The 20,643-nt window shown below is 59.5% G+C and carries 16 protein-coding genes and 2 tRNA genes; 15 read left to right on the forward strand and 3 right to left on the reverse strand.

What is annotated here, in order from left to right; all coding sequences use genetic code 11:
• The first annotated feature begins 90 nt into the window (after positions 1-90).
• The 15 genes from ftsH (at position 91) to PSAKL28_RS03785 (ending at position 15,187) form a co-directional block, all read left to right on the forward strand.
• Entirely contained in the window at positions 91-1,989 is a 1,899-nt protein-coding gene (gene ftsH / locus PSAKL28_RS03715) for an ATP-dependent zinc metalloprotease FtsH (protein ID WP_038606757.1), read from the forward strand.
• Positions 1,990-1,997: 8 nt separating this feature from the next.
• Positions 1,998-2,849, forward strand: a complete 852-nt coding sequence (gene folP / locus PSAKL28_RS03720) for a dihydropteroate synthase (RefSeq protein ID WP_038606760.1) — start codon at positions 1,998-2,000, stop codon at positions 2,847-2,849.
• A gap of 16 nt (positions 2,850-2,865) precedes the next feature.
• Positions 2,866-4,206: a phosphoglucosamine mutase gene (gene glmM, locus PSAKL28_RS03725; protein WP_038606763.1), complete on the forward strand. Its 1,341-nt coding sequence runs from the start codon at positions 2,866-2,868 to the stop codon at positions 4,204-4,206.
• Between the two features lie 66 nt (positions 4,207-4,272).
• Positions 4,273-5,028 carry a triose-phosphate isomerase gene (tpiA, locus tag PSAKL28_RS03730; RefSeq protein ID WP_038606765.1) on the forward strand — a complete coding sequence of 252 codons (756 nt, stop codon included), beginning with the start codon at positions 4,273-4,275 and terminating at the stop codon, positions 5,026-5,028.
• A 3-nt stretch (positions 5,029-5,031) separates the two neighbouring features.
• Complete coding sequence (secG, locus tag PSAKL28_RS03735) at positions 5,032-5,418, forward strand: preprotein translocase subunit SecG (protein WP_038606768.1); 387 nt, start codon at positions 5,032-5,034, stop codon at positions 5,416-5,418.
• Positions 5,419-5,437: 19 nt separating this feature from the next.
• Positions 5,438-5,523, forward strand: a tRNA-Leu gene (locus PSAKL28_RS03740).
• Positions 5,524-5,620: 97 nt separating this feature from the next.
• Positions 5,621-5,697: transfer RNA gene (locus PSAKL28_RS03745), tRNA-Met, on the forward strand.
• A 129-nt stretch (positions 5,698-5,826) separates the two neighbouring features.
• A complete protein-coding gene (gene rimP, locus PSAKL28_RS03750) occupies positions 5,827-6,285 on the forward strand; it encodes a ribosome maturation factor RimP (RefSeq protein WP_038616231.1) in 459 nt (152 codons plus the stop codon).
• A 59-nt stretch (positions 6,286-6,344) separates the two neighbouring features.
• The gene (gene nusA, locus PSAKL28_RS03755) at positions 6,345-7,826 is read left to right on the forward strand and encodes a transcription termination factor NusA (RefSeq protein ID WP_038606771.1); all 1,482 of its coding nucleotides are present in this window, start codon (positions 6,345-6,347) and stop codon (positions 7,824-7,826) included.
• 27 nt (positions 7,827-7,853) lie between these two features.
• Positions 7,854-10,358 (forward strand): translation initiation factor IF-2, encoded by a 2,505-nt coding sequence (infB, locus tag PSAKL28_RS03760; protein ID WP_038606774.1) that lies wholly within the window; start codon positions 7,854-7,856, stop codon positions 10,356-10,358.
• A 121-nt stretch (positions 10,359-10,479) separates the two neighbouring features.
• Positions 10,480-10,878: a 30S ribosome-binding factor RbfA gene (gene rbfA, locus PSAKL28_RS03765; protein ID WP_038606777.1), complete on the forward strand. Its 399-nt coding sequence runs from the start codon at positions 10,480-10,482 to the stop codon at positions 10,876-10,878.
• A gap of 3 nt (positions 10,879-10,881) precedes the next feature.
• On the forward strand, positions 10,882-11,799 hold the full coding sequence (gene truB, locus PSAKL28_RS03770; RefSeq protein WP_038606780.1) for a tRNA pseudouridine(55) synthase TruB: 918 nt from the start codon (positions 10,882-10,884) through the stop codon (positions 11,797-11,799).
• Between the two features lie 153 nt (positions 11,800-11,952).
• Entirely contained in the window at positions 11,953-12,222 is a 270-nt protein-coding gene (gene rpsO, locus PSAKL28_RS03775; protein WP_010222985.1) for a 30S ribosomal protein S15, read from the forward strand.
• Between the two features lie 250 nt (positions 12,223-12,472).
• The gene (gene pnp / locus PSAKL28_RS03780) at positions 12,473-14,578 is read left to right on the forward strand and encodes a polyribonucleotide nucleotidyltransferase (protein ID WP_038606784.1); all 2,106 of its coding nucleotides are present in this window, start codon (positions 12,473-12,475) and stop codon (positions 14,576-14,578) included.
• Positions 14,579-14,836: 258 nt separating this feature from the next.
• A complete protein-coding gene (locus PSAKL28_RS03785) occupies positions 14,837-15,187 on the forward strand; it encodes a BON domain-containing protein (protein ID WP_038606786.1) in 351 nt (116 codons plus the stop codon).
• Between the two features lie 128 nt (positions 15,188-15,315).
• On the opposite strand, the gene PSAKL28_RS03790 is transcribed toward PSAKL28_RS03785, so the two are convergent.
• The 3 genes from PSAKL28_RS03790 to PSAKL28_RS03800 form a co-directional block, all read right to left on the reverse strand.
• Positions 15,316-18,303, reverse strand: a complete 2,988-nt coding sequence (locus PSAKL28_RS03790; protein ID WP_442604621.1) for a DUF748 domain-containing protein — start codon at positions 18,301-18,303, stop codon at positions 15,316-15,318.
• A gap of 46 nt (positions 18,304-18,349) precedes the next feature.
• Positions 18,350-19,366 carry a class I SAM-dependent rRNA methyltransferase gene (locus PSAKL28_RS03795; protein WP_038606791.1) on the reverse strand — a complete coding sequence of 339 codons (1,017 nt, stop codon included), beginning with the start codon at positions 19,364-19,366 and terminating at the stop codon, positions 18,350-18,352.
• 79 nt (positions 19,367-19,445) lie between these two features.
• Positions 19,446-20,624, reverse strand: a complete 1,179-nt coding sequence (locus PSAKL28_RS03800; protein ID WP_038606794.1) for an acetyl-CoA C-acetyltransferase — start codon at positions 20,622-20,624, stop codon at positions 19,446-19,448.
• Positions 20,625-20,643 lie beyond the last annotated feature (19 nt).

Below are 20,643 nucleotides of genomic sequence, written 5' to 3' on the forward strand. Positions count from 1 at the left end.
TGTAGGTTATGTAGTAAGTTAGGCCGGTGAATATCATGCGAGGCACGGCTGCGCCGTCAGCCGGCTTCAGAGGGTAGCTAATTGAACGATATGGCAAAGAACTTGATCCTGTGGTTGATCATCGCGGCTGTCCTGGTGACAGTGATGAACAACTTCTCCAGCCCGAATGAGCCACAGACCCTCAACTATTCCGACTTCATTCAGCAGGTCAAGGATGGCAAGGTCGAGCGCGTAGCGGTCGATGGCTATGTCATCACCGGCAAGCGTACCGATGGCGACAGCTTCAAGACCATCCGTCCGGCCATCCAGGACAACGGCCTGATCGGTGATCTGGTCGACAACCATGTCGTGGTCGAGGGCAAGCAGCCTGAGCAACAGTCCATCTGGACCCAACTGCTGGTCGCCAGCTTCCCGATCCTGGTGATCATTGCCGTATTCATGTTCTTCATGCGCCAGATGCAAGGTGGTGCAGGCGGCAAGGGCGGGCCGATGAGCTTCGGCAAGAGCAAGGCGCGTCTGCTATCCGAAGACCAGGTCAAGACTACGCTGGCCGATGTCGCAGGTTGCGACGAAGCCAAGGAAGAGGTTGGCGAACTGGTAGAGTTCCTGCGCGATCCAGGCAAGTTCCAGCGCCTGGGTGGCCGCATTCCCCGTGGCGTGCTGATGGTCGGCCCGCCGGGTACCGGTAAAACCTTGCTGGCCAAGGCCATTGCCGGTGAAGCCAAGGTTCCGTTCTTCACCATCTCCGGTTCCGACTTCGTCGAAATGTTCGTCGGTGTCGGCGCCAGCCGTGTTCGCGACATGTTCGAGCAGGCCAAGAAACACGCACCGTGCATCATCTTCATCGACGAAATCGACGCCGTTGGTCGCCATCGTGGCGCCGGCATGGGTGGCGGTCACGACGAGCGCGAGCAGACCCTCAACCAGTTGCTGGTGGAGATGGATGGTTTCGAGATGAATGACGGCATCATCGTCATTGCCGCGACCAACCGTCCTGATGTGCTCGACCCGGCGCTGCTGCGTCCTGGCCGCTTCGACCGTCAGGTCGTGGTCGGTCTGCCGGACATTCGCGGTCGTGAGCAGATCCTCAAGGTGCACATGCGCAAAGTGCCGGTCGGCGACAACGTCAACCCGGCAGTCATCGCTCGTGGTACCCCTGGTTTCTCCGGTGCCGACCTTGCCAACCTGGTCAACGAAGCCTCGCTGTTTGCTGCCCGTGGCGGTAAGCGCGTCGTCGAGATGAAAGAGTTCGAGCTGGCCAAAGACAAGATCATGATGGGCGCCGAGCGCAAAACCATGGTCATGTCCGAGAAAGAGAAGCGCAATACGGCTTATCACGAAGCGGGTCATGCCATCGTTGGTCGCGTCGTGCCTGAGCATGATCCGGTCTACAAGGTGTCGATCATTCCGCGTGGTCGCGCCCTGGGCGTCACCATGTTCCTTCCTGAGGAAGATCGTTACAGCCTGTCCAAACGTGCCTTGATCAGCCAGATCTGCTCGCTGTACGGCGGCCGTATCGCCGAGGAAATGACCCTTGGTTTCGACGGTGTGACTACCGGTGCTTCCAATGACATCATGCGTGCCAGCCAGATTGCCCGGAACATGGTCACCAAATGGGGCCTGTCGGAAAAACTCGGGCCGCTGATGTATGCCGAAGAAGAAGGTGAAGTCTTCCTGGGTCGCAGCGCCGGCTCCCAGCATGCCAGCGTCTCGGGCGAAACGGCCAAGCTGATCGACTCCGAGGTGCGCAGCATCATCGATCAGTGCTATGCCACCGCCAAGCAGATCCTTACGGATAACCGTGACAAGCTCGACGCTATGGCTGATGCGCTGATGAAGTACGAGACCATTGATGCCGAGCAGATCGACGACATCATGGCTGGCCGTACCCCGCGCGAGCCGCGTGACTGGGAAGATGGCTCGGGTACGCCTGCACCGCAGAGTGATCGCCCGGAATCGCCGATTGGCGGCCCGGCGGCGCAAATCTAAGGGCTTTTATGACGTCAAAGCAGTACCCAACCCGGTTGCCTTGCGGCAACCGGGTTCTTGATTTGTCCCGTGCCCATGTCATGGGTATTCTCAATATCACCCCCGATTCCTTCTCCGATGGCGGTCGTTTCACCCAGCGTGATGCGGCATTGCGTCATGCCGAGGCGATGGTGGCTGCCGGTGCGACCCTGGTCGATGTCGGTGGCGAGTCCACTCGTCCTGGGGCTCGAGCGGTGTCTGCGCTTGAAGAACTGGAGCGCGTTGCCCCGATCGTCGAAGCCATCAATCGTGAACTCGATGTGATCATCTCGGTTGATACCTCGACGCCAGCGGTCATCCGTGAGTCGGCCAGGCTCGGTGCAGGGCTGATCAACGATGTGCGTTCGCTCAGCCGTGACGGTGCTCTGGATGCTGCTGCCGCTACCGGTTTGCCAGTGTGTCTGATGCATATGCGCGGCGAGCCGGGTGACATGCAGGACAATCCGCATTACCAGGATGTCACGGCCGAGGTAGCGAGCTATCTTGAAGAGCGAATGGCGGCTTGCGCGGCCGTCGGCATCGACGCCGGGCGGATCATCCTCGATCCGGGCTTCGGCTTTGCCAAGACGCTGGAGCACAACCTTAGCCTGTTCAAACACATGGAAGCACTTTATCAGCTGGGGCGTCCCTTGCTGGTGGGCGTTTCGCGCAAGAGCATGATCGGCCTGGCCCTTGGTCGTCCGGTCGGAGAACGGCTCTATGGCAGCCTTGCCCTGGCTGCGCTGGCGATGACCAAGGGTGCGAGCATCCTGCGTGTTCACGATGTCGCCGAAACCGCCGATGTAGTGCGGATGATTGCAGCGGTTCAAACCGCCGAATAAGCGTGATGGAGCATCTATGAGCAGAAAATATTTTGGTACCGACGGTATCCGTGGCCGTGTCGGCGAATACCCCATTACCCCTGACTTTATGCTCAAGCTCGGCTGGGCCGCGGGCATGGCCTTTCGCAAGATGGGCGCTTGCCGGGTGCTGGTGGGCAAGGATACCCGCATTTCCGGGTACATGTTCGAATCGGCCCTGGAGGCTGGCTTGTCCGCCGCTGGCGCTGATGTGATGTTGCTCGGGCCGATGCCGACCCCAGCCATCGCCTACCTGACCCGGACCTTCCATGCCGAGGCGGGTATCGTTATCAGTGCCTCGCACAATCCACATGATGACAACGGTATCAAGTTCTTCTCCGGTCAAGGCACCAAGTTGCCTGACGAAGTCGAGCTGATGATCGAAGAGTTGCTCGATCAGCCAATGACGGTGGTCGAGTCGAGCAAGCTGGGCAAGGTGTCGAGAATCAACGATGCTGCCGGGCGCTATATCGAATTCTGCAAAAGCAGTGTGCCGACCAGCACCGATTTTGCCGGCCTCAAACTGGTGGTCGATTGCGCTCACGGCGCTACCTACAAGGTCGCGCCAAGCGTGTTTCGCGAGCTGGGTGCTGATGTCACGGTGCTTTCGGCACAGCCAGACGGCCTGAACATCAACGAAAACTGTGGTTCGACCCATATCGAATCGCTGCAGGCGGCGGTTCTGGTTGGTCATGCTGACCTGGGTATTGCCTTCGATGGCGATGGCGACCGGGTATTGATGGTCGACCATACCGGTGCGGTCGTCGATGGTGATGAGTTGCTGTTCATCATCGCCCGTGACCTGCAGGAGCGCGGCAAGCTGCAGGGTGGGGTGGTTGGCACGCTGATGAGCAATCTGGGCCTGGAGCTGGCGCTCAAGGACCTTGATATCCCCTTTGTGCGTGCCAAGGTCGGCGACCGCTATGTGATGGCTGAGTTGCTCGAGCGCGAATGGATCATTGGCGGCGAGAACTCCGGGCATGTGGTGTGCTTCAACCACACCACTACGGGGGATGCGATTATCGCTGCGCTGCAGGTGCTGATGGCCCTCAAGCGTCGCGACGAGACCCTTGCCCAGTCCCGTCAGGCCTTGCGCAAGTGCCCGCAGGTGCTGATCAATGTGCGTTTCGGTGCCAGCAAGGTCGACCCGCTGGAGCATCCGGCAGTGAAAGAAGCGTCTGCCCGGGTAACCGAAGAAATGGCCGGGCGTGGCCGCGTGTTGCTGCGCAAGTCCGGAACAGAGCCATTGGTGCGGGTAATGGTCGAAGGCGACGACGAAAGTCAGGTTCGCGCACACGCCGAAACCCTGGCAAAGCTGGTAAGTGAAGTTTGCGTTTGAAATACGCTTGCCAGCAGTGATTTGGTTGGGTAACATCTGCGCCCACTTTGACCGACGAGGTACAGCATGCGTCGCCCTATGGTAGCTGGTAACTGGAAGATGCACGGTACCCGCGCCAGCGTCGCTGAGCTGATCAATGGCTTGAGTAATCAGGCCTTGCCGAGCGGTGTTGAGGTCGCGGTGTTTCCTTCCTCGCTGTTCATCAATCAGGTGATTGATGGGTTGCAGGGTAAGTCGATCGCCGTTGGCGCTCAGAATTCTGCGGTACAGCCTGAACAAGGCGCGCTGACCGGTGAAATTGCACCGAGCCAGCTGGCTGAGGCAGGTTGCGAGCTGGTACTGATTGGGCACTCCGAACGCCGCCAGATCATTGGCGAGAACGACGAAGTCCTCAACCGTAAGTTCGCTGCGGCACAGGCTTGCGGTTTGAAGCCGGTGCTCTGTGTAGGGGAAACCCTCGAAGAGCGCGAAGCAGGTAAAACGCTTGAGATTGTCGGGCGTCAGCTGGACAGCGTCATCGAAGCGTTCGGTGTTGATGTCTTCGCCAGTGCGGTGATTGCTTATGAGCCTGTATGGGCCATCGGTACAGGGCTGACAGCCTCGCCACAGCAGGCTCAGGATGTGCATAAGGCCATTCGCGAGCAACTGGCGGCAAAGAACCCGGAAGTCGCGAAGAATGTGCGGCTTCTATACGGCGGCAGCGTGAAGGCGGCCAATGCGGCTGAACTGTTCGGCATGCCGGATATCGATGGGGGCCTGATTGGTGGGGCTTCTCTGAACGCAGACGAATTCGGTGCAATTTGTCGCGCCGCAGGAAACTGAAAAATGCTGGAAACAGTGATCGTTGTTTTGCATCTGATGGGCGCACTGGGTTTGGTAGTGCTGGTGTTGCTGCAACAGGGTAAAGGTGCGGAAGCGGGTGCATCTTTCGGCGCAGGTGCTTCAAATACTGTGTTCGGAAGCCAAGGTTCTGCTACCTTTCTGAGTAAGTTTACTGCTATACTAGCTGCCTCTTTCTTCTTAACTGCTCTTGGGTTAGGATACTTTGCTAAAGAGAAAGCTCATGAGCTGACTCAGGTAGGGTTGCCAGATCCAGCGGTACTTGAAGTGAAGCAGCAAAAGCCGGCAACAGATGATGTACCGGTGCTCCAGGAGCAGAAGAGCGAAGCCACTAACACTGGCGATGTTCCTCCCGCTCAAGAGCAGAAGTAACGGGTTTCAAAGTAGTATTGCCGAGGTGGTGGAATTGGTAGACACGCAACCTTGAGGTGGTTGTGCCCATAGGGTGTAGGGGTTCGAGTCCCCTTCTCGGTACCAATTGAAACAAGACAGCCCGCTACAGCGGGCTTTCTTGTAGGTGGAGGTTAGATTGACCCTAACAGGGTTCGGTCGTATACTTTCGCCCCAGCTTTGTCGCGGGGTGGAGCAGTCTGGTAGCTCGTCGGGCTCATAACCCGAAGGTCGTTGGTTCAAATCCAGCCCCCGCAACCAGTTTCAGCGGAGCCCCTTTTGCAGGGGCTTTTTCTTGGCTGAACAGTCATAACGCCGGTATTCAACGGCGTATCAGGGATGGGCGCTTCGCCCATTTTTTATTTGCATAGCATGCACGAGGGGGTTCAGGTGTCGAGCAAGCTAGAACAGTTGCAGGCCTTGTTGGCCCCGGTGGTCGAGGCTCTTGGCTATCAATGCTGGGGGATCGAATTCATCTCTCAAGGCAAACATTCGGTACTGCGTATCTATATCGATAAAGAGGATGGAATCCTGGTTGATGACTGCGCGATTGTCAGTCGTCAGGTCAGCGGTGTTCTCGATGTCGAAGATCCGATCAGTTCTGAGTACACCCTTGAAGTGTCCTCTCCTGGCATGGAACGCCCGCTGTTCACTTTGGAACAGTTTGCTTCGCATGCCGGCGAACAAGTGAAGATCAAGCTGCGTACGCCCTTTGAAGGTCGTCGTAACTTTCAGGGCCTTCTCCGTGGCGTGGAGGAGCAGGATGTGGTTGTCCAGGTAGACAACAACGAATTCCTGTTGCCGATCGATTCGATCGACAAGGCCAACATTATTCCCAGTTTTGACTGAGACGTGCCGGATCCCGCGGACCGCGCGGATCCAATGGCTTGCGAAAGGCGAGGCGTACGATGAGCAAAGAAGTACTGCTGGTTGTTGAGTCGGTATCCAACGAAAAGGGCGTACCGGCCGGCGTAATTTTTGAAGCGCTGGAAGTGGCTCTGGCCACTGCAACCAAAAAACGTTTTGACGACGAAGTTGACCTGCGTGTGGAAATCAATCGCCACACCGGTAGCTACGAAACCTTCCGTCGCTGGACTGTCGTCGAAGAGAAAGATCTGGACGATCCAGCGATCGAAGTGTGGCCGGCGAAGATTCAGGAGACTCATCCTGAAGCCAAAGTCGGTGACGTGATCGAAGAAAAGATCGAGTCGATCGAGTTCGGCCGTATTGCCGCCCAGACCGCCAAGCAAGTCATTGTCCAGAAGGTCCGTGAAGCCGAGCGCGCTCAGGTTGTAGATGCTTACCGCGAGCGTCTGGGCGAGATCATCTCCGGTACCGTCAAGAAGGTCACCCGTGACAATGTCATCGTTGACCTGGGCAACAACGCCGAAGCGTTGCTGGCCCGTGAAGACATCATCTCTCGCGAGACTTTCCGTGTCGGTGTGCGCCTGCGCGCCCTGCTCAAGGAAATCCGCACCGAGAACCGCGGCCCGCAGCTGATCCTGTCGCGTACCGCGCCACAGATGCTGATCGAACTGTTCCGCATCGAAGTGCCGGAAATCGCCGAGGGCCTGATCGAAGTCATGGCCGCGTCCCGTGATCCGGGTTCGCGCGCCAAAATCGCCGTACGCTCCAAGGACAAACGCATTGACCCGCAAGGTGCCTGTATCGGCATGCGCGGTTCGCGTGTCCAGGCTGTGTCCGGTGAACTGGGCGGCGAACGTGTGGATATCGTCCTCTGGGACGACAACCCTGCACAGTTCGTCATCAACGCAATGTCGCCGGCTGAAGTCGCGGCGATCATCGTCGATGAAGATGCCCACGCCATGGACATCGCCGTGGGTGCCGACAACCTGGCCCAGGCAATTGGCCGTGGTGGCCAGAACGTGCGTCTTGCCAGCCAGTTGACCGGCTGGACCCTGAACGTGATGACCGAATCGGACATCCAGGCCAAGCAGCAAGCTGAAACCGGTGACATCCTGCGCAACTTCATCGACGAGCTGGAAGTCGACGAAGAGCTGGCACAGGTGCTGGTCGATGAAGGCTTCACCAGCCTGGAAGAGATTGCCTACGTACCGTTGGAAGAAATGCTCAACATCGACGGCTTTGACGAAGACATCGTCAATGAGCTTCGTGCTCGCGCCAAGGATCGTTTGTTGACCAAAGCCATCGCTACTGAGGAAAAGCTGGCAGACGCCCATCCGGCCGAAGACCTGCTCTCGCTTGAGGGTATGGACAAGGATTTGGCGATGGAACTGGCGGTGCGCGGCGTAGTTACCCGCGAAGACCTGGCCGAGCAGTCGATTGACGACCTGCTCGACATCGACGGCATCGACCAAGAGCGTGCCGGCAAGTTGATCATGGCCGCCCGAGCCCACTGGTTCGAGTAATTAGGCGCGGCCTGAGGAGAGAAGTGCATGACGCAAGTCACGGTGAAAGAATTGGCCCAAGAGGTCGCTGCACCGGTAGAGCGCCTGCTGCAGCAGATGCGTGAGGCAGGTCTGCCGCACACCGACGCCGGTCAGGTAGTGACCGACAATGAGAAGCAGGCTCTGCTGGCTCATTTGAAGAGCAGCCACAAGGCGAAGGTGGAAGAGCCGCGCAAGATCACCTTGCAGCGCAAGACCACCAGCACCCTGCGTGTTGCCGGTAGCAAGAGCATCAGCGTAGAAGTACGCAAGAAGAAAGTATTCGTTCAGCGCAGCCCGGAAGAAATCCAGGCCGAGCAGAAGCGCGAGCTGGAAGAGCGCCGTGCAGCCGAAAACGCTGCCCGTGAGAAGGCCGACGCCGAAGCACGTCAGCGTGCCGAGGAAGAAAACCGTCGCCAGCCAGCTGCCGCACCTGCTGCCGCTGCCGCAGCCCCGGTTGCCCAGGCTCCGGCCCCGGTGATCGAGACTGCCGACGTCGCTCCGGCGCCGGTTGCCGAGCGCAAGAAAGACGACGTGCGTCGCAACGACAAGTCGCGTGACGACGATCGTCGTGGTGGCGAGCGCCGTAACGAAGCGCCACGCGTTTCGGTCAAGGTCAAGGAAAAGGAAAAGGCGCCAACGCCGCGTGCCGCTCCGCGTACCACCGACGAAGAAAGCGATGGCTTCCGTCGTGGTGGCCGTGGCAAGGGCAAGCCGAAGAAGCGCAATGCCCATGGTTTCCAGAGCCCGACCGGTCCGGTTATCCGTGACGTGCAGATCGGCGAGACCATCACTGTTTCCGATCTGGCCAACCAGATGTCCGTCAAGGGCGCTGAAGTGGTCAAGTTCATGTTCAAGCTGGGCACTCCGGTGACCATCAACCAGGTGCTCGATCAGGAGACCGCTCAGCTGGTCGCCGAAGAGCTGGGCCACAAGGTCACCCTGATCAGCGACACTGCCCTGGAAGACTCCCTGGCCGAATCGCTGAAGTTTGAAGGTGAGACCGAGACCCGTGCACCGGTCGTGACCGTAATGGGCCACGTTGACCACGGTAAGACCTCGCTGCTCGACTACATCCGTCGTGCCAAGGTAGCTGCTGGCGAAGCCGGTGGTATTACCCAGCACATCGGTGCCTACCACGTGGAAACCGACCGCGGTATGGTCACCTTCCTCGATACCCCAGGTCACGCCGCGTTTACCGCCATGCGTGCCCGTGGTGCCAAGGCTACCGACATCGTGATCCTGGTGGTCGCGGCGGACGACGGTGTGATGCCGCAAACCCGTGAAGCCGTTCAGCATGCCAAGGCTGCTGGCGTTCCACTGGTTGTTGCCGTGAACAAGATCGACAAGCCAGGTGCCGACCTCGATCGCATCCGTAACGAGCTGTCCGTCGAAGGCGTTACCTCCGAGGACTGGGGTGGAGACACGCCGTTCGTCAAGGTTTCCGCGAAGATGGGTACCGGTGTCGACGAATTGCTCGAAGCCGTTCTGCTGCAAGCCGAGATCCTCGAGCTCAAGGCCACTCCATCGGCCCCGGGCCGTGGTGTAGTCGTCGAGTCGCGTCTGGACAAGGGCCGCGGCCCGGTGGCTACTGTGCTGGTTCAGGACGGTACCCTGCGTCAGGGCGATATGGTCCTGTGCGGTTCGAACTATGGCCGTGTACGGGCCATGCTCGACGAAAACGGCAAGCCTGTTAAGGAAGCCGGCCCGGCAATCCCGGTCGAGATCCTCGGCCTGGACGGCACCCCGGATGCGGGTGACGAGCTGTCGGTAGTGGCTGACGAGAAGAAAGCCCGTGAAGTCGCGCTGTTCCGTCAAGGCAAGTTCCGCGAAGTCAAACTGGCTCGCGCACATGCCGGCAAACTCGAAAACATCTTCGAGAACATGGGCCAGGAAGAGAAGAAGACCCTCAACATCGTACTCAAGTCCGATGTACGTGGTTCTCTCGAGGCCCTGCAGGGCTCCCTGAGCGGCCTGGGCAACGACGAAGTACAGGTTCGTGTGATCGGTGGCGGTGTCGGTGGTATCACCGAGAGCGACGCCAACCTGGCCCTGGCTTCCAATGCAGTACTGTTCGGCTTCAACGTGCGTGCCGATGCTGGCGCGCGCAAGATCGTCGAGCAGGAAGGTCTGGATATGCGTTACTACAACGTGATCTACGACATCATTGAAGACGTCAAGAAAGCCCTGACCGGTATGCTCGGCAGCGATGTTCGCGAGAACATCCTGGGTATCGCCGAAGTGCGTGATGTGTTCCGTTCGCCGAAATTCGGCGCCATCGCTGGCTGTATGGTCACCGAGGGTGTGGTCTACCGCAACCGTCCGATCCGCGTACTGCGCGAAGACGTGGTGATCTTCGAAGGCGAGCTGGAATCGCTGCGTCGCTTCAAGGACGATGCGTCCGAAGTGCGTGCCGGCATGGAATGCGGTATCGGCGTGAAGAGCTACAACGACGTCAAAGTCGGCGACAAGATCGAAGTCTTCGAGAAAGTCCAAGTGGCTCGTACGCTCTAAGCATCGAGCATGGGAAGCGCGAAATGCCCGTCGCAAGGCGGTCGCCAGCGCCTCTGAACGCAACGCCCGGTCAGGCTCAAGCCTGGTCGGGCGTTTGCCGCTTTAGTTACAGGTAGCAAAAATGGCCAAAGAATATAGCCGTACCCAACGCATTGGCGATCAGATGCAGCGTGAACTCGCGCAACTGATTCGTCGCGAAGTCAAAGATCCACGCGTGGGTCTTGTGACCATCACTGCCGTCGACGTCAGTCGCGATGTCGGCCACGCCAAGGTGTATATCACCGTGATGGGCCAGGACAGCGCTGAAGACATCAAGCAAAGCCTTAAAGTGCTCAATTCCGCCGCAGGCTTTCTGCGCATGCAATTGGGCAAGGAAATGAAGCTGCGCAGTGTGCCGCAGCTGCATTTCCACTACGACGAGAGCGTGACGCGTGGCGCCCACCTGTCGGCGCTGATCGAGCGTGCTGTTGCCGAAGACAGTCAGCACCAGGCCGCCGATACCCCGGACACCAAGGAGTAAGCGGTGGCCCAGGTCAAACGTATTCGTCGTAACGTCAGTGGCATCATCCTGCTCGACAAGCCGTTGGGGTTTACCTCCAACGCTGCGCTGCAGAAGGTCCGCTGGCTGCTCAATGCCGAGAAGGCCGGTCACACCGGCAGTCTCGACCCGCTGGCCAGTGGCGTGCTGCCGCTGTGCTTCGGTGAGGCCACCAAGTTTTCCCAGTACCTGCTCGATTCCGACAAAGGTTACGAGACGGTCATGCAACTGGGGCAGACCACCACCACCGGCGATGCCGAGGGTGAAGTGCTGAAAACCCGCGAAGTGACCGTTGGTCGCGCCGATGTTGAAGCCGTTCTGCCACAATTTCGTGGTGAAATCAGTCAGATACCACCGATGTACTCGGCCCTCAAGCGCGACGGACAGCCGCTGTACAAGCTCGCCCGTGCAGGTGAAGTAGTGGAGCGCGAGGCGCGTTCTGTTACTATTAACCGCTTGGAGTTGCTCGAGTGCGAAGGCACCCGCGTTCGACTGTCGGTTGGCTGCAGCAAAGGCACCTACATCCGCACCCTGGTCGAAGATATCGGCGAGATGCTCGGTTGTGGCGCCTATGTCGCCGAACTGCGTCGCACGCACGCCGGGCCATTTGAACTGGCGCAGACCGTGACCCTCGAGGAACTCGAAGCGGTTCACGCCGAAGGTGGCAACGAAGCGGTTGATCGCTTCCTGATGCCCTCGGACAGCGGCCTGCAAGACTGGCCTCTGCTGCAGTTTTCCGAGCACAGTGCTTTCTACTGGCTGCACGGTCAGCCGGTCAGAGCCCCCGACGCGCCGAAGTTCGGCATGGTCCGGGTACAGGATCACAACGGTCGTTTCATCGGTATCGGTGAAGTGAGCGAAGACGGGCGCATCGCGCCGCGTCGACTGATTCGGTCAGAATGATCGAAACCTTCAGTGTCGGGCCCCGGTCCGGTACTGGTGGCAAAGAGGATGGCTGTCAATAGGCACGGTTACGCCTCACTTTATGAATACAGGGATTTGTCCCTGGCCTATTGGAAACCGTTTGTTCGGTTTCCCTTGATTTGGAGAAGCCAGATGGCACTCAGCGTTGAAGAAAAAGCAAAGATCGTTGGCGAATACCAGCAAGCCGCCGGTGACACCGGTAGCCCAGAAGTGCAAGTTGCACTGCTGACCGCCAACATCAACAAGCTGCAAGGCCACTTCAAGGCCAACGGCAAAGACCACCACTCCCGTCGTGGTCTGATCCGCATGGTTAACCAGCGTCGTAAGCTGCTGGACTACCTGAAGGGCAAAGACACCACTCGTTACAGCGCCCTGATCGGTCGCCTGGGTCTGCGTCGCTAATAGCGGCCTGGCCAGTGGTGTGCACGGCGTGCTGCATTCATTGCTTCCAGTGCCTGGCATTGGGAGCGATGAGCACGCCGCGCGTATCTATGAGGTTGGCTGTCTGTCTCGCCTGAGCGGTTTTCCGCAAGGGCAGGGCAGGCTCCCAACCTCTAGTTTTATCTGGACTGCCGACAGGGCCGATTCCCTGTGCTGCCCAAGAATTCGCAAGAACCAGTTCCCCCAGAGCCACTGAAGAAGGTAGGAAACCGTGAACCCGGTAATCAAGAAATTCCAGTTCGGTCAATCGACCGTTACCCTCGAGACGGGCCGTATTGCTCGTCAAGCGTCCGGCGCCGTATTGGTCACCGTCGACAACGATGTCACCGTACTGGTGACCGTGGTCGGTGCCAAACAGGCCGATCCAGGCAAAGGCTTCTTCCCCCTGTCCGTTCACTATCAGGAAAAGACCTACGCCGCCGGCAAGATCCCTGGTGGTTTCTTCAAGCGTGAAGGTCGTCCTTCCGAGAAAGAAACCCTGACCTCGCGTCTGATCGACCGTCCGATCCGTCCGCTGTTCCCAGAAGGCTTCATGAACGAAGTGCAGGTTGTCTGCACCGTCGTTTCCACCAGCAAGAAGACCGATCCGGACATCGCTGCGATGATCGGTACCTCGGCTGCCCTGGCAATCTCCGGCATTCCATTCGAAGGCCCGATCGGTGCCGCGCGCGTTGCTTTCCACGAAAGCACCGGCTACCTGCTGAACCCGACTTACGAGCAACTGGCTGCCTCGAGCCTGGACATGGTCGTTGCTGGTACTTCCGACGCCGTTCTGATGGTTGAATCGGAAGCCAAAGAGCTGACCGAAGACCAGATGCTGGGCGCGGTACTGTTCGCCCACGACGAATTCCAGGCTGTTATCCAGGCTGTCAAAGAGCTGGCTGCCGAAGCTGCCAAGCCGACCTGGGACTGGACTGCCAAGGCTGAGAACACTTCCCTGTTGAGCGCCATTCGCGCTGAACTGGGCGAAGCGGTTTCCCAGGCTTACACCATCACCGTTAAGGCCGACCGTTACGCTCGCCTGGGCGAACTGCGCGATCAGGCGATTGCCAAGTTCTCCGGTGAAGAAGGTCAGCCATCGGCCGGCGAAGTCAAAGAAATCTTCGGCGAAATCGAATACCGCACCGTTCGCGAAAACATCGTTAACGGCAAGCCACGTATCGACGGCCGCGACACCAAGACTGTTCGTCCGCTGAACATCGAAGTCGGCGTTCTGCCGAAGACTCACGGTTCGGCGCTGTTCACCCGTGGCGAAACCCAGGCCCTGGTCGTTGCGACCCTGGGTACTGCGCGTGACGCCCAGCTGCTGGACACCCTCGAAGGCGAGAAGAAAGACCCCTTCATGCTGCACTACAACTTCCCGCCGTTCTCGGTAGGCGAGTGTGGTCGCATGGGCGGTGCTGGGCGTCGTGAAATCGGTCACGGCCGTCTGGCCCGTCGTTCGGTCCAGGCCATGCTGCCTGCCGCTGACGTGTTCCCGTACACCATCCGCGTGGTATCGGAAATCACCGAATCGAACGGCTCCAGCTCCATGGCTTCGGTCTGCGGTGCTTCCCTGGCCCTGATGGACGCCGGTGTGCCGATGAAGGCTCCGGTTGCCGGTATCGCCATGGGTCTGGTTAAAGAAGGCGAGAAGTTCGCTGTCCTGACCGACATCCTCGGTGACGAAGACCACCTGGGCGACATGGACTTCAAAGTAGCCGGTACCGCCAAAGGTGTTACCGCGCTGCAGATGGACATCAAGATCAACGGCATCACCGAAGAGATCATGGAAATCGCCCTGGGCCAGGCCCTGGAAGCGCGCCTGAACATCCTCGGTCAGATGAACCAGATCATCGGTCAGTCGCGTAGCGAGTTGTCGGAAAATGCTCCGACCATGATCGCCATGAAGATCGACACCGACAAGATCCGTGACGTCATCGGTAAAGGTGGCGCGACCATTCGTGCCATCTGCGAAGAAACCAAGGCTTCGATCGATATCGAAGACGACGGCTCGATCAAGATCTTCGGTGAAACCAAAGACGCCGCTGAAGCTGCTCGTCAGCGCGTTCTGAGCATCACTGCAGAAGCTGAAATCGGCAAGATCTACGTTGGTAAGGTCGAGCGCATCGTTGACTTCGGTGCCTTCGTCAACATCCTGCCAGGCAAGGACGGTCTGGTTCACATCTCCATGCTGAGCGATGCTCGCGTTGAGAAAGTGACCGACATCCTGAAAGAAGGTCAGGAAGTTGAAGTACTGGTACTGGACGTGGACAACCGCGGTCGTATCAAGCTGTCGATCAAGGACGTTGCCGCTGCCAAGGCATCCGGCGTCTAAGAACGTAGCGTAAAGAAAAGGACCCTTCGGGGTCCTTTTTTTATGCCTGTGGCAATTGTCTTGCGGACTTGCATCTTGCATGCAGGATTCTGCCGAGGCTTGCAAATTGCACGATTGCGGTTTTTTCGTCTAACTCTAAACGACTGATTTATAAGGAAATAATCAATTAGAAAAGCTGGCATAGACCCTGCAACGGTAGTCATACCCCTGCTGCCAGGACTTACGGCGCAGACTTTTCGAAAAACAGGAGTGTCTCGTATGAAGAAGTTCGCTATTGCTGCCGCTACTGCCACCGCCCTGACTCTGACCCTGGCTAACGCGGCATTTGCCCAACAGCCTGCCCAGGCTCCGCTGACTGTTGCTGCCGGTGAAATGGACAAGGCAACAGAAGCGACCAAAGACACCTGGATCACCACCAAGGTCAAATCCGACCTGATGACCGAGAAAGGTATTCCAGGCACAGACATCAAGGTAGAAACCAATAAAGGTGTGGTTTCCCTGTCTTCCGATACTGCGCTGACCAAGTCGCAGAAAGACACGGCGGTCATGATCACCAAGAAGATCGATGGCGTTAAGGCGGTTTCGGCTGATGGCCTGAAAACCGACTGACCTGCGTAAACAAAAGCCCCGGCACAGGTTGCCGGGGCTTTTGTTTGAACGGTGGGAGCGGGCTTGCCCCGCGATGCAATGTGACTGGCAGTCTACAATCGCGGGGCAAGCCCGCTCCCACCGTTCGGTTACTCAGCATCCAGATGCAGCGGCGTGATTACCCGCCCATCTGCTTCCGCCTGGCCGAGGCTGGCATCAATGAAGTACACCCTATCGTCCTCCAGCTTGCCCTTGTCGACCAGGTAGTCCTTGATACTGCTGGCCCGGGCCTGACCCAGCTGGCGCAGCAGTAGAGCGCTCTCGCCCCAGGACTTGAGCACTGCATCGCGCAACTGAGTGGTGCGCTGCTCGCGGTCCAGCTGCTCCCATTCGGCCGGCGGCTGCTGCTTCATGCGGGTGCGATAGATCCCTTCAAGCATCGCCGGTTTGTCACCATCCGGGACCTTCAGGTCGGAAGCCTGGGCTGGCACCTTGTCACCGCGACGCTGGAGGATCTTGTAGTAGGTACTCTGGTACTCACGCTCCAGACGTTGCTGGGCAATCAACGGTCCATCGCTGCTTTGCGCGCTGGTACCTTCGATCTCCAGACGCAGGGCAGGGCGTTCCTTGAGTGCCGCCGCCAGCTTGTCGAGGGCGCTCTTGGCATCAGGTGCCAGATCGCTGGAACCGGCGGCAAAGGCGACGCTGCCCAGGTCCTGGGCATCGCCACCGGTGATCAGGCCACCGATGAACTTGAATGGCGCCTGGGCGGCGCGCAGCACCAGGTTGCGCAGAGTCTGCCAGACGATCGGCATGACGCTGAACTGGGGATCGTTCAGGTCGCCGGTCACCGGCAATTCGATGGAGATCTTGCCTTCGGTGTCCTTGAGCAAGGCCACTGCCAGGCGAATCGGCAGATCCACCGCATCCGGGCTTTCGACCTTCTCACCCAGCTGCAACTGCTCGACCACCACTTTGTTCTCGGCTTTGAGCTTGCCCTGGGTGATGACGTAGTGCAGGTCGATGTTCAGCCGGCCCTTGCGGATGCGAAAGCCGGCGAACTTGCCTGAATAAGGCGTCAGGGTGGTCAGCTCGACGCGTTTGAAGCTGGTGGCGATGTCCAGGCTGGCCATCGGGTCGAAAGGGTTCAGCGCGCCCTTGATGGTCACGGGTGCGTAGCGATCGACCTTGCCCTTGATATCGACCTTGGCCGGCTTGGGCTGGCGGTTGTCGATGGTGCCAATCTGGCCGTTGAGTTGCTGGATGGCGGTGGCGAAGTTGGGGGTCAGGCTGAAGTCGGCAAAGTTCGCCGAGCCATCGTTGATGTCGATTGCACCGATGCGGATGCCCAACGGCTTGTCGCTGCTGGCCGGCGCCTTGGATTTCGCCTGGGTACTGGTTGGCGCGGTGGTCGGCTGCGGGATCAGCAGGTCGTCGACGTTGGTGGTGCGGTCTTCGTTGATCATGAAGCGCGCATAAGGCTGCTTCAGGCTGACCTTGCCGATGCTCAATGCATCACCGTGACGGTAGGACAGCCCGTCAAGGTTGAGCTGTTGCCATTTGACGAAGTCGCGATCCTTGATGGTGTCCAGGGTATGCAACTGGTTGACCTGCGCCTTGCCGTCAATGCTGAAGGCCAGCGGATCAACGTTGCTGAGGTTGACGTTGAGGTCACTGCCAAGCATGCCGCTGCGCAGCTCCAGACGGATGTACGGCGTGATGTAGGCCTGGGCGATGCGCAAGTCGATGTCCTGGGTGCTGACCTTGAGCTTGGCGGTAACAGGCGCCAGGTTGACTTCACCGGCAGCCTGCAACTTGCCTTGCTTGCCCACGCCGGTATCGAGCTTGAGGGTGAAAGGCGACTGGTTGAGGCTGTCGAAGTTCTGCAGGTCGAGGTTCAACGGGCCCACATCCAGCGCCACCGGTTGCTTCTGCGAACGATCGGCCAGGTGCACCTGGTAGTTGCGCAGTTGCACATCCTTGAGCAGCACCTGCCAGGGCTTGCCTGGCTCGGCAGGGGTCGCTTGCGCCTGGTTATCAGGTTCGGCAGCGGCAGGTTCGGCTTTCTCCTTCGGCGTGGCCTTGGCCGGCTGGCTGGCGAACAGCTTTTGCCAGTCGAGTTGGCCATCGGCTTCCAGCGCGGCCCAGGTTTCCAGCTTCTCACTGCGGATCTTGCCTACGGTTACCAGTTGTTTGGCGAGATCTACAGACGTTTCACTGACATCCAGGCGTGCCAGACGCGCCAGTGGGCGACCATCCGGCGCCTTGATGGCAAAGGGTGCGATGCTCACCGAGGTATTGTCGAGCAGCAGCTCGGTTTCCTTGGACAGGTTCAGTTTGTAGTGGGTGTCGAGACTGATGACGCCTTCTTCCAGTACCAGCGGCACGGCATCGCGGACGTAGGGCCAGAAGGCTTTCATCTTACCGTCGGTGACTTTCAACGTACCTTCGGAAGCGATGGGCACAAGGCTGAAGGACCCGCTCCAGTCGATGCGGCCACCGTGCGGTCCGACCGCCACCAGGGTCATGTCGGAGCTGTCTTCAGGCAGGGTGCTGAGGTTCTTCAGTTCCAGGTTCATCGAATCGTAGAGGAACTCGATGGGTTCGCTGGGCCGCAAGTCCTCGAAGTGCAGGAGGCCTTCGACGAGCTTGATGCTGTCGATGCGCAGCGGGAACGGGTCACTGGGTGGCGCTTCGGGTTTCGCTTCGCTGGGCGGAAGTTTGAACAGCTGTGCGAGGTTCAGTTTTCCATCCTTGGCGAACAGCAATTCGGTATGCGGCTTTTCCAGCTCGACGCCCGCCAGGTGCAGGGCACCGGTCCACAGGCTGTCGAGTTCAAGGTTGGCGTACAGGCGTTCAAAGCCGACCTGTTTCTTGTCCGGCTCGCCAATCTGCAGGCCCCAGAGAGTCAGCTCAAGACTGAAGGGGTTGAGCTCGATGCGCTGCAAGTGCGCAGGCACCGTGGCGTAGTTGGCCAATTGCTGGTTGGCGATACGCAGGGCAACCCCTGGGAGAATCAGAAAGCCAAGCAGGCTGTACAGGGCCAAAGCGGCCAACATGGCGCCGAGGGCGCGTTTCAATCCTTTGGGCATGTGCGGCGTCGTCTGTCTGGAACGGGAGTGCTTGGAGTATGGCACGTAAAATCGGTTCCGAAGATAGCTCGGAAGTTACCGGTTTTTTGTTTTAAAGCTGAAGAATCAAGGTCTTCAGCGGTGGTTGCTGGTCCTGCGACGGAAAGTCACTGGCCGGTTTAAGTACCTGGCAGTCGCGTACCGGGCGCCCGGCTTTTTCCGCGCAGCGCAGTACTTGTTCGCGCCAGTCGTCGAGGCTGACCTTGGCCAGGTTGTTACAGCAGATCAGTACGCCGTCTTCGGCGGTGCTGAGCAGGGCCGGTTTGAGCAGGCTCTGGTAGTCGCGCAGTAAATCGACGGTGCCGAAGGCGCTCTTGGCCCAGGCCGGCGGGTCGAGAAACACCAGATCGAACTGGCGCTGCTCCAGGCGCGGGTACGCTGGCAGCTTGTGACCGCGGCGCTGACTGATCGGCAAACCGGCGAACTGGCGGATCGCCGGAAAGTAATCGGACTGGATGAAGCTCATCGGCACCAGCCCCGGGTTGAGCGCCGCGTTCTCCTTGCCCACTGCCAGGTTGCCTTCGGCGAAGTCCAGGTTACACACCTCACGGGCGCCACCTGCTGCCGCGCTAAGGCCGACACCACAGGTGTAGGCGAACAGGTTCAGCACACGCTTACCGGCACTGTGTTGCTTGACCCAGCCGCGGGCGTTGCGCAGGTCGAGGAACAGCAGTGGGTCTTGGCCGGCATGGCGGCCACGGACACGGTAGTTCAGCCCCCACTCATGACCGACATGGTCGGCCAGGGCCGCTTCGCTGGCCTGGTAAACCGGGTCACGGCGGTCGATGCGGCTGTTGCCCTGGGAGCGGTCGTTGTAGACCAGCAGCAGCTCAAGGCCAAGCTGCGCCTCAACCATGGCGTGCAGTTCAAGCAAGGCGCTGCTCTCAAGCGTCTGATGGAAACTCTGCACCAGCAGTTGCGGGCCATAGCGGTCAACGGTCAGGCCGCTGGCGCCTTCCTGACTGCCATGGAACAGGCGGTAGCAGTCAGTGCCCTGGGCATGCAGTTCGGCGATTAGGCCCTGGCGGGCGTCGAGGGCGGCGCGCAGCGCCTGATTCAAGAGGGACATGCACGTGGCCTTGGTTTGCGGACGTGCAGTTTATCAGTTCACGCCAGGGGAGGGGCCGTTGCAGCCCCTCCCGCTGTTATCAGCGTTCGATCGCCAGGGCTACACCCTGGCCGCCGCCGATGCACAAGGTGGCCAGGCCTTTGCTGGCATCACGCTTGATCATCTCGTGCAACAGGGTCACCAGCACCCGGCAACCCGAAGCACCGATCGGGTGGCCCAGGGCAATGGCGCCGCCGTTGACGTTGACCTTGCTGGCGTCCCAACCCAGCTCCTTGCCTACCGACAGGGCCTGGGCGGCAAAGGCTTCGTTGGCTTCGATCAGGTCCAGGTCGGCCAGATCCCAGCCGGCCTTTTCCAGGCAGCGGCGGGTGGCGCTGACCGGGCCGATGCCCATGATCGCAGGGTCGACGCCGGCATTGGCGTAGGCCTTGATCCGCGCCAGGATCGGCAGACCCAGTTGCTGGGCCTTGGCTGCACTCATCAGCATCACGGCGGCGGCACCGTCGTTGAGCGACGAAGCGTTACCGGCAGTGACGGTGCCGTCTTTCTTGAAGGCCGGCTTGAGCTTGCCCAGCGATTCGGCGGTAGTGCCGGCACGTGGTTGTTCGTCAGTGGCGAAGGCAACCGGATCGCCCTTGCGCTGAGGAATCAGGATCGGGGTGATTTCGTCGACGAAGCGTCGGGCTTCGATGGCGGCAGCAGCTTTTTGCTGGGAGGCGGCGGCGAAGGCATCCTGGTCTTCACGGCTGATGCCGTACTTTTCCACCAGGTTCTCGGCGGTGATGCCCATGTGGTAGTCGTTGAAGGCATCCCACAGACCGTCGCTGATCATGCTGTCGATCAGGGTGCTGTGGCCCATGCGCAAACCGGTACGGGCGCCGGGCATGACGTAGTTGGCCAGGCTCATGTTTTCCTGGCCGCCGGCGATGATCACTTCGGCGTCGCCGCAGCGGATGGCCTGGGTTGCCAGGTGCAGGGCCTTGAGGCCGGAGCCGCAGACTTTGTTCAGGGTCATGGCCGGTACCGCGTGGGGCAGGCCGGCCTTGATCGCGGCCTGGCGCGCAGGGTTTTGCCCGGCACCAGCGGTCAGCACCTGGCCGAGGATCACTTCATCGACCAGCTCGGCATCGATGCCGGTCAGGGTCAGCAGTTGGCGAATCACCGCAGCGCCGAGGTCAACGGCGGGAATGGCGGCCAGCGCTCCTTGGTAGCTACCGACAGCGGTTCGGGTGGCGGCAACGATAACAACATCTTGCATGGCGCGGGTCCTCACTATT

The organism is Pseudomonas alkylphenolica (assembly GCF_000746525.1).
In the GTDB taxonomy this organism is placed as follows: Bacteria; Pseudomonadota; Gammaproteobacteria; order Pseudomonadales; family Pseudomonadaceae; genus Aquipseudomonas; species Aquipseudomonas alkylphenolica.

Bases quoted from the DNA above. Each gene is read 5' to 3' on its own strand.
- rpsO (WP_010222985.1), top strand. From the start codon at position 11,953: ATGGCACTCAGCGTTGAAGAAAAAGCAAAGATCGTTGGCGAATACCAG.
- rbfA (WP_038606777.1), top strand. From the start codon at position 10,480: ATGGCCAAAGAATATAGCCGTACCCAACGCATTGGCGATCAGATGCAG.
- PSAKL28_RS03795 (WP_038606791.1), bottom strand. From the start codon at position 19,366: ATGTCCCTCTTGAATCAGGCGCTGCGCGCCGCCCTCGACGCCCGCCAG.
- nusA (WP_038606771.1), top strand. From the start codon at position 6,345: ATGAGCAAAGAAGTACTGCTGGTTGTTGAGTCGGTATCCAACGAAAAG.
- ftsH (WP_038606757.1), top strand. From the start codon at position 91: ATGGCAAAGAACTTGATCCTGTGGTTGATCATCGCGGCTGTCCTGGTG.
- folP (WP_038606760.1), top strand. From the start codon at position 1,998: ATGACGTCAAAGCAGTACCCAACCCGGTTGCCTTGCGGCAACCGGGTT.
- PSAKL28_RS03800 (WP_038606794.1), bottom strand. From the start codon at position 20,624: ATGCAAGATGTTGTTATCGTTGCCGCCACCCGAACCGCTGTCGGTAGC.
- infB (WP_038606774.1), top strand. From the start codon at position 7,854: ATGACGCAAGTCACGGTGAAAGAATTGGCCCAAGAGGTCGCTGCACCG.
- secG (WP_038606768.1), top strand. From the start codon at position 5,032: ATGCTGGAAACAGTGATCGTTGTTTTGCATCTGATGGGCGCACTGGGT.
- PSAKL28_RS03785 (WP_038606786.1), top strand. From the start codon at position 14,837: ATGAAGAAGTTCGCTATTGCTGCCGCTACTGCCACCGCCCTGACTCTG.
- tpiA (WP_038606765.1), top strand. From the start codon at position 4,273: ATGCGTCGCCCTATGGTAGCTGGTAACTGGAAGATGCACGGTACCCGC.
- glmM (WP_038606763.1), top strand. From the start codon at position 2,866: ATGAGCAGAAAATATTTTGGTACCGACGGTATCCGTGGCCGTGTCGGC.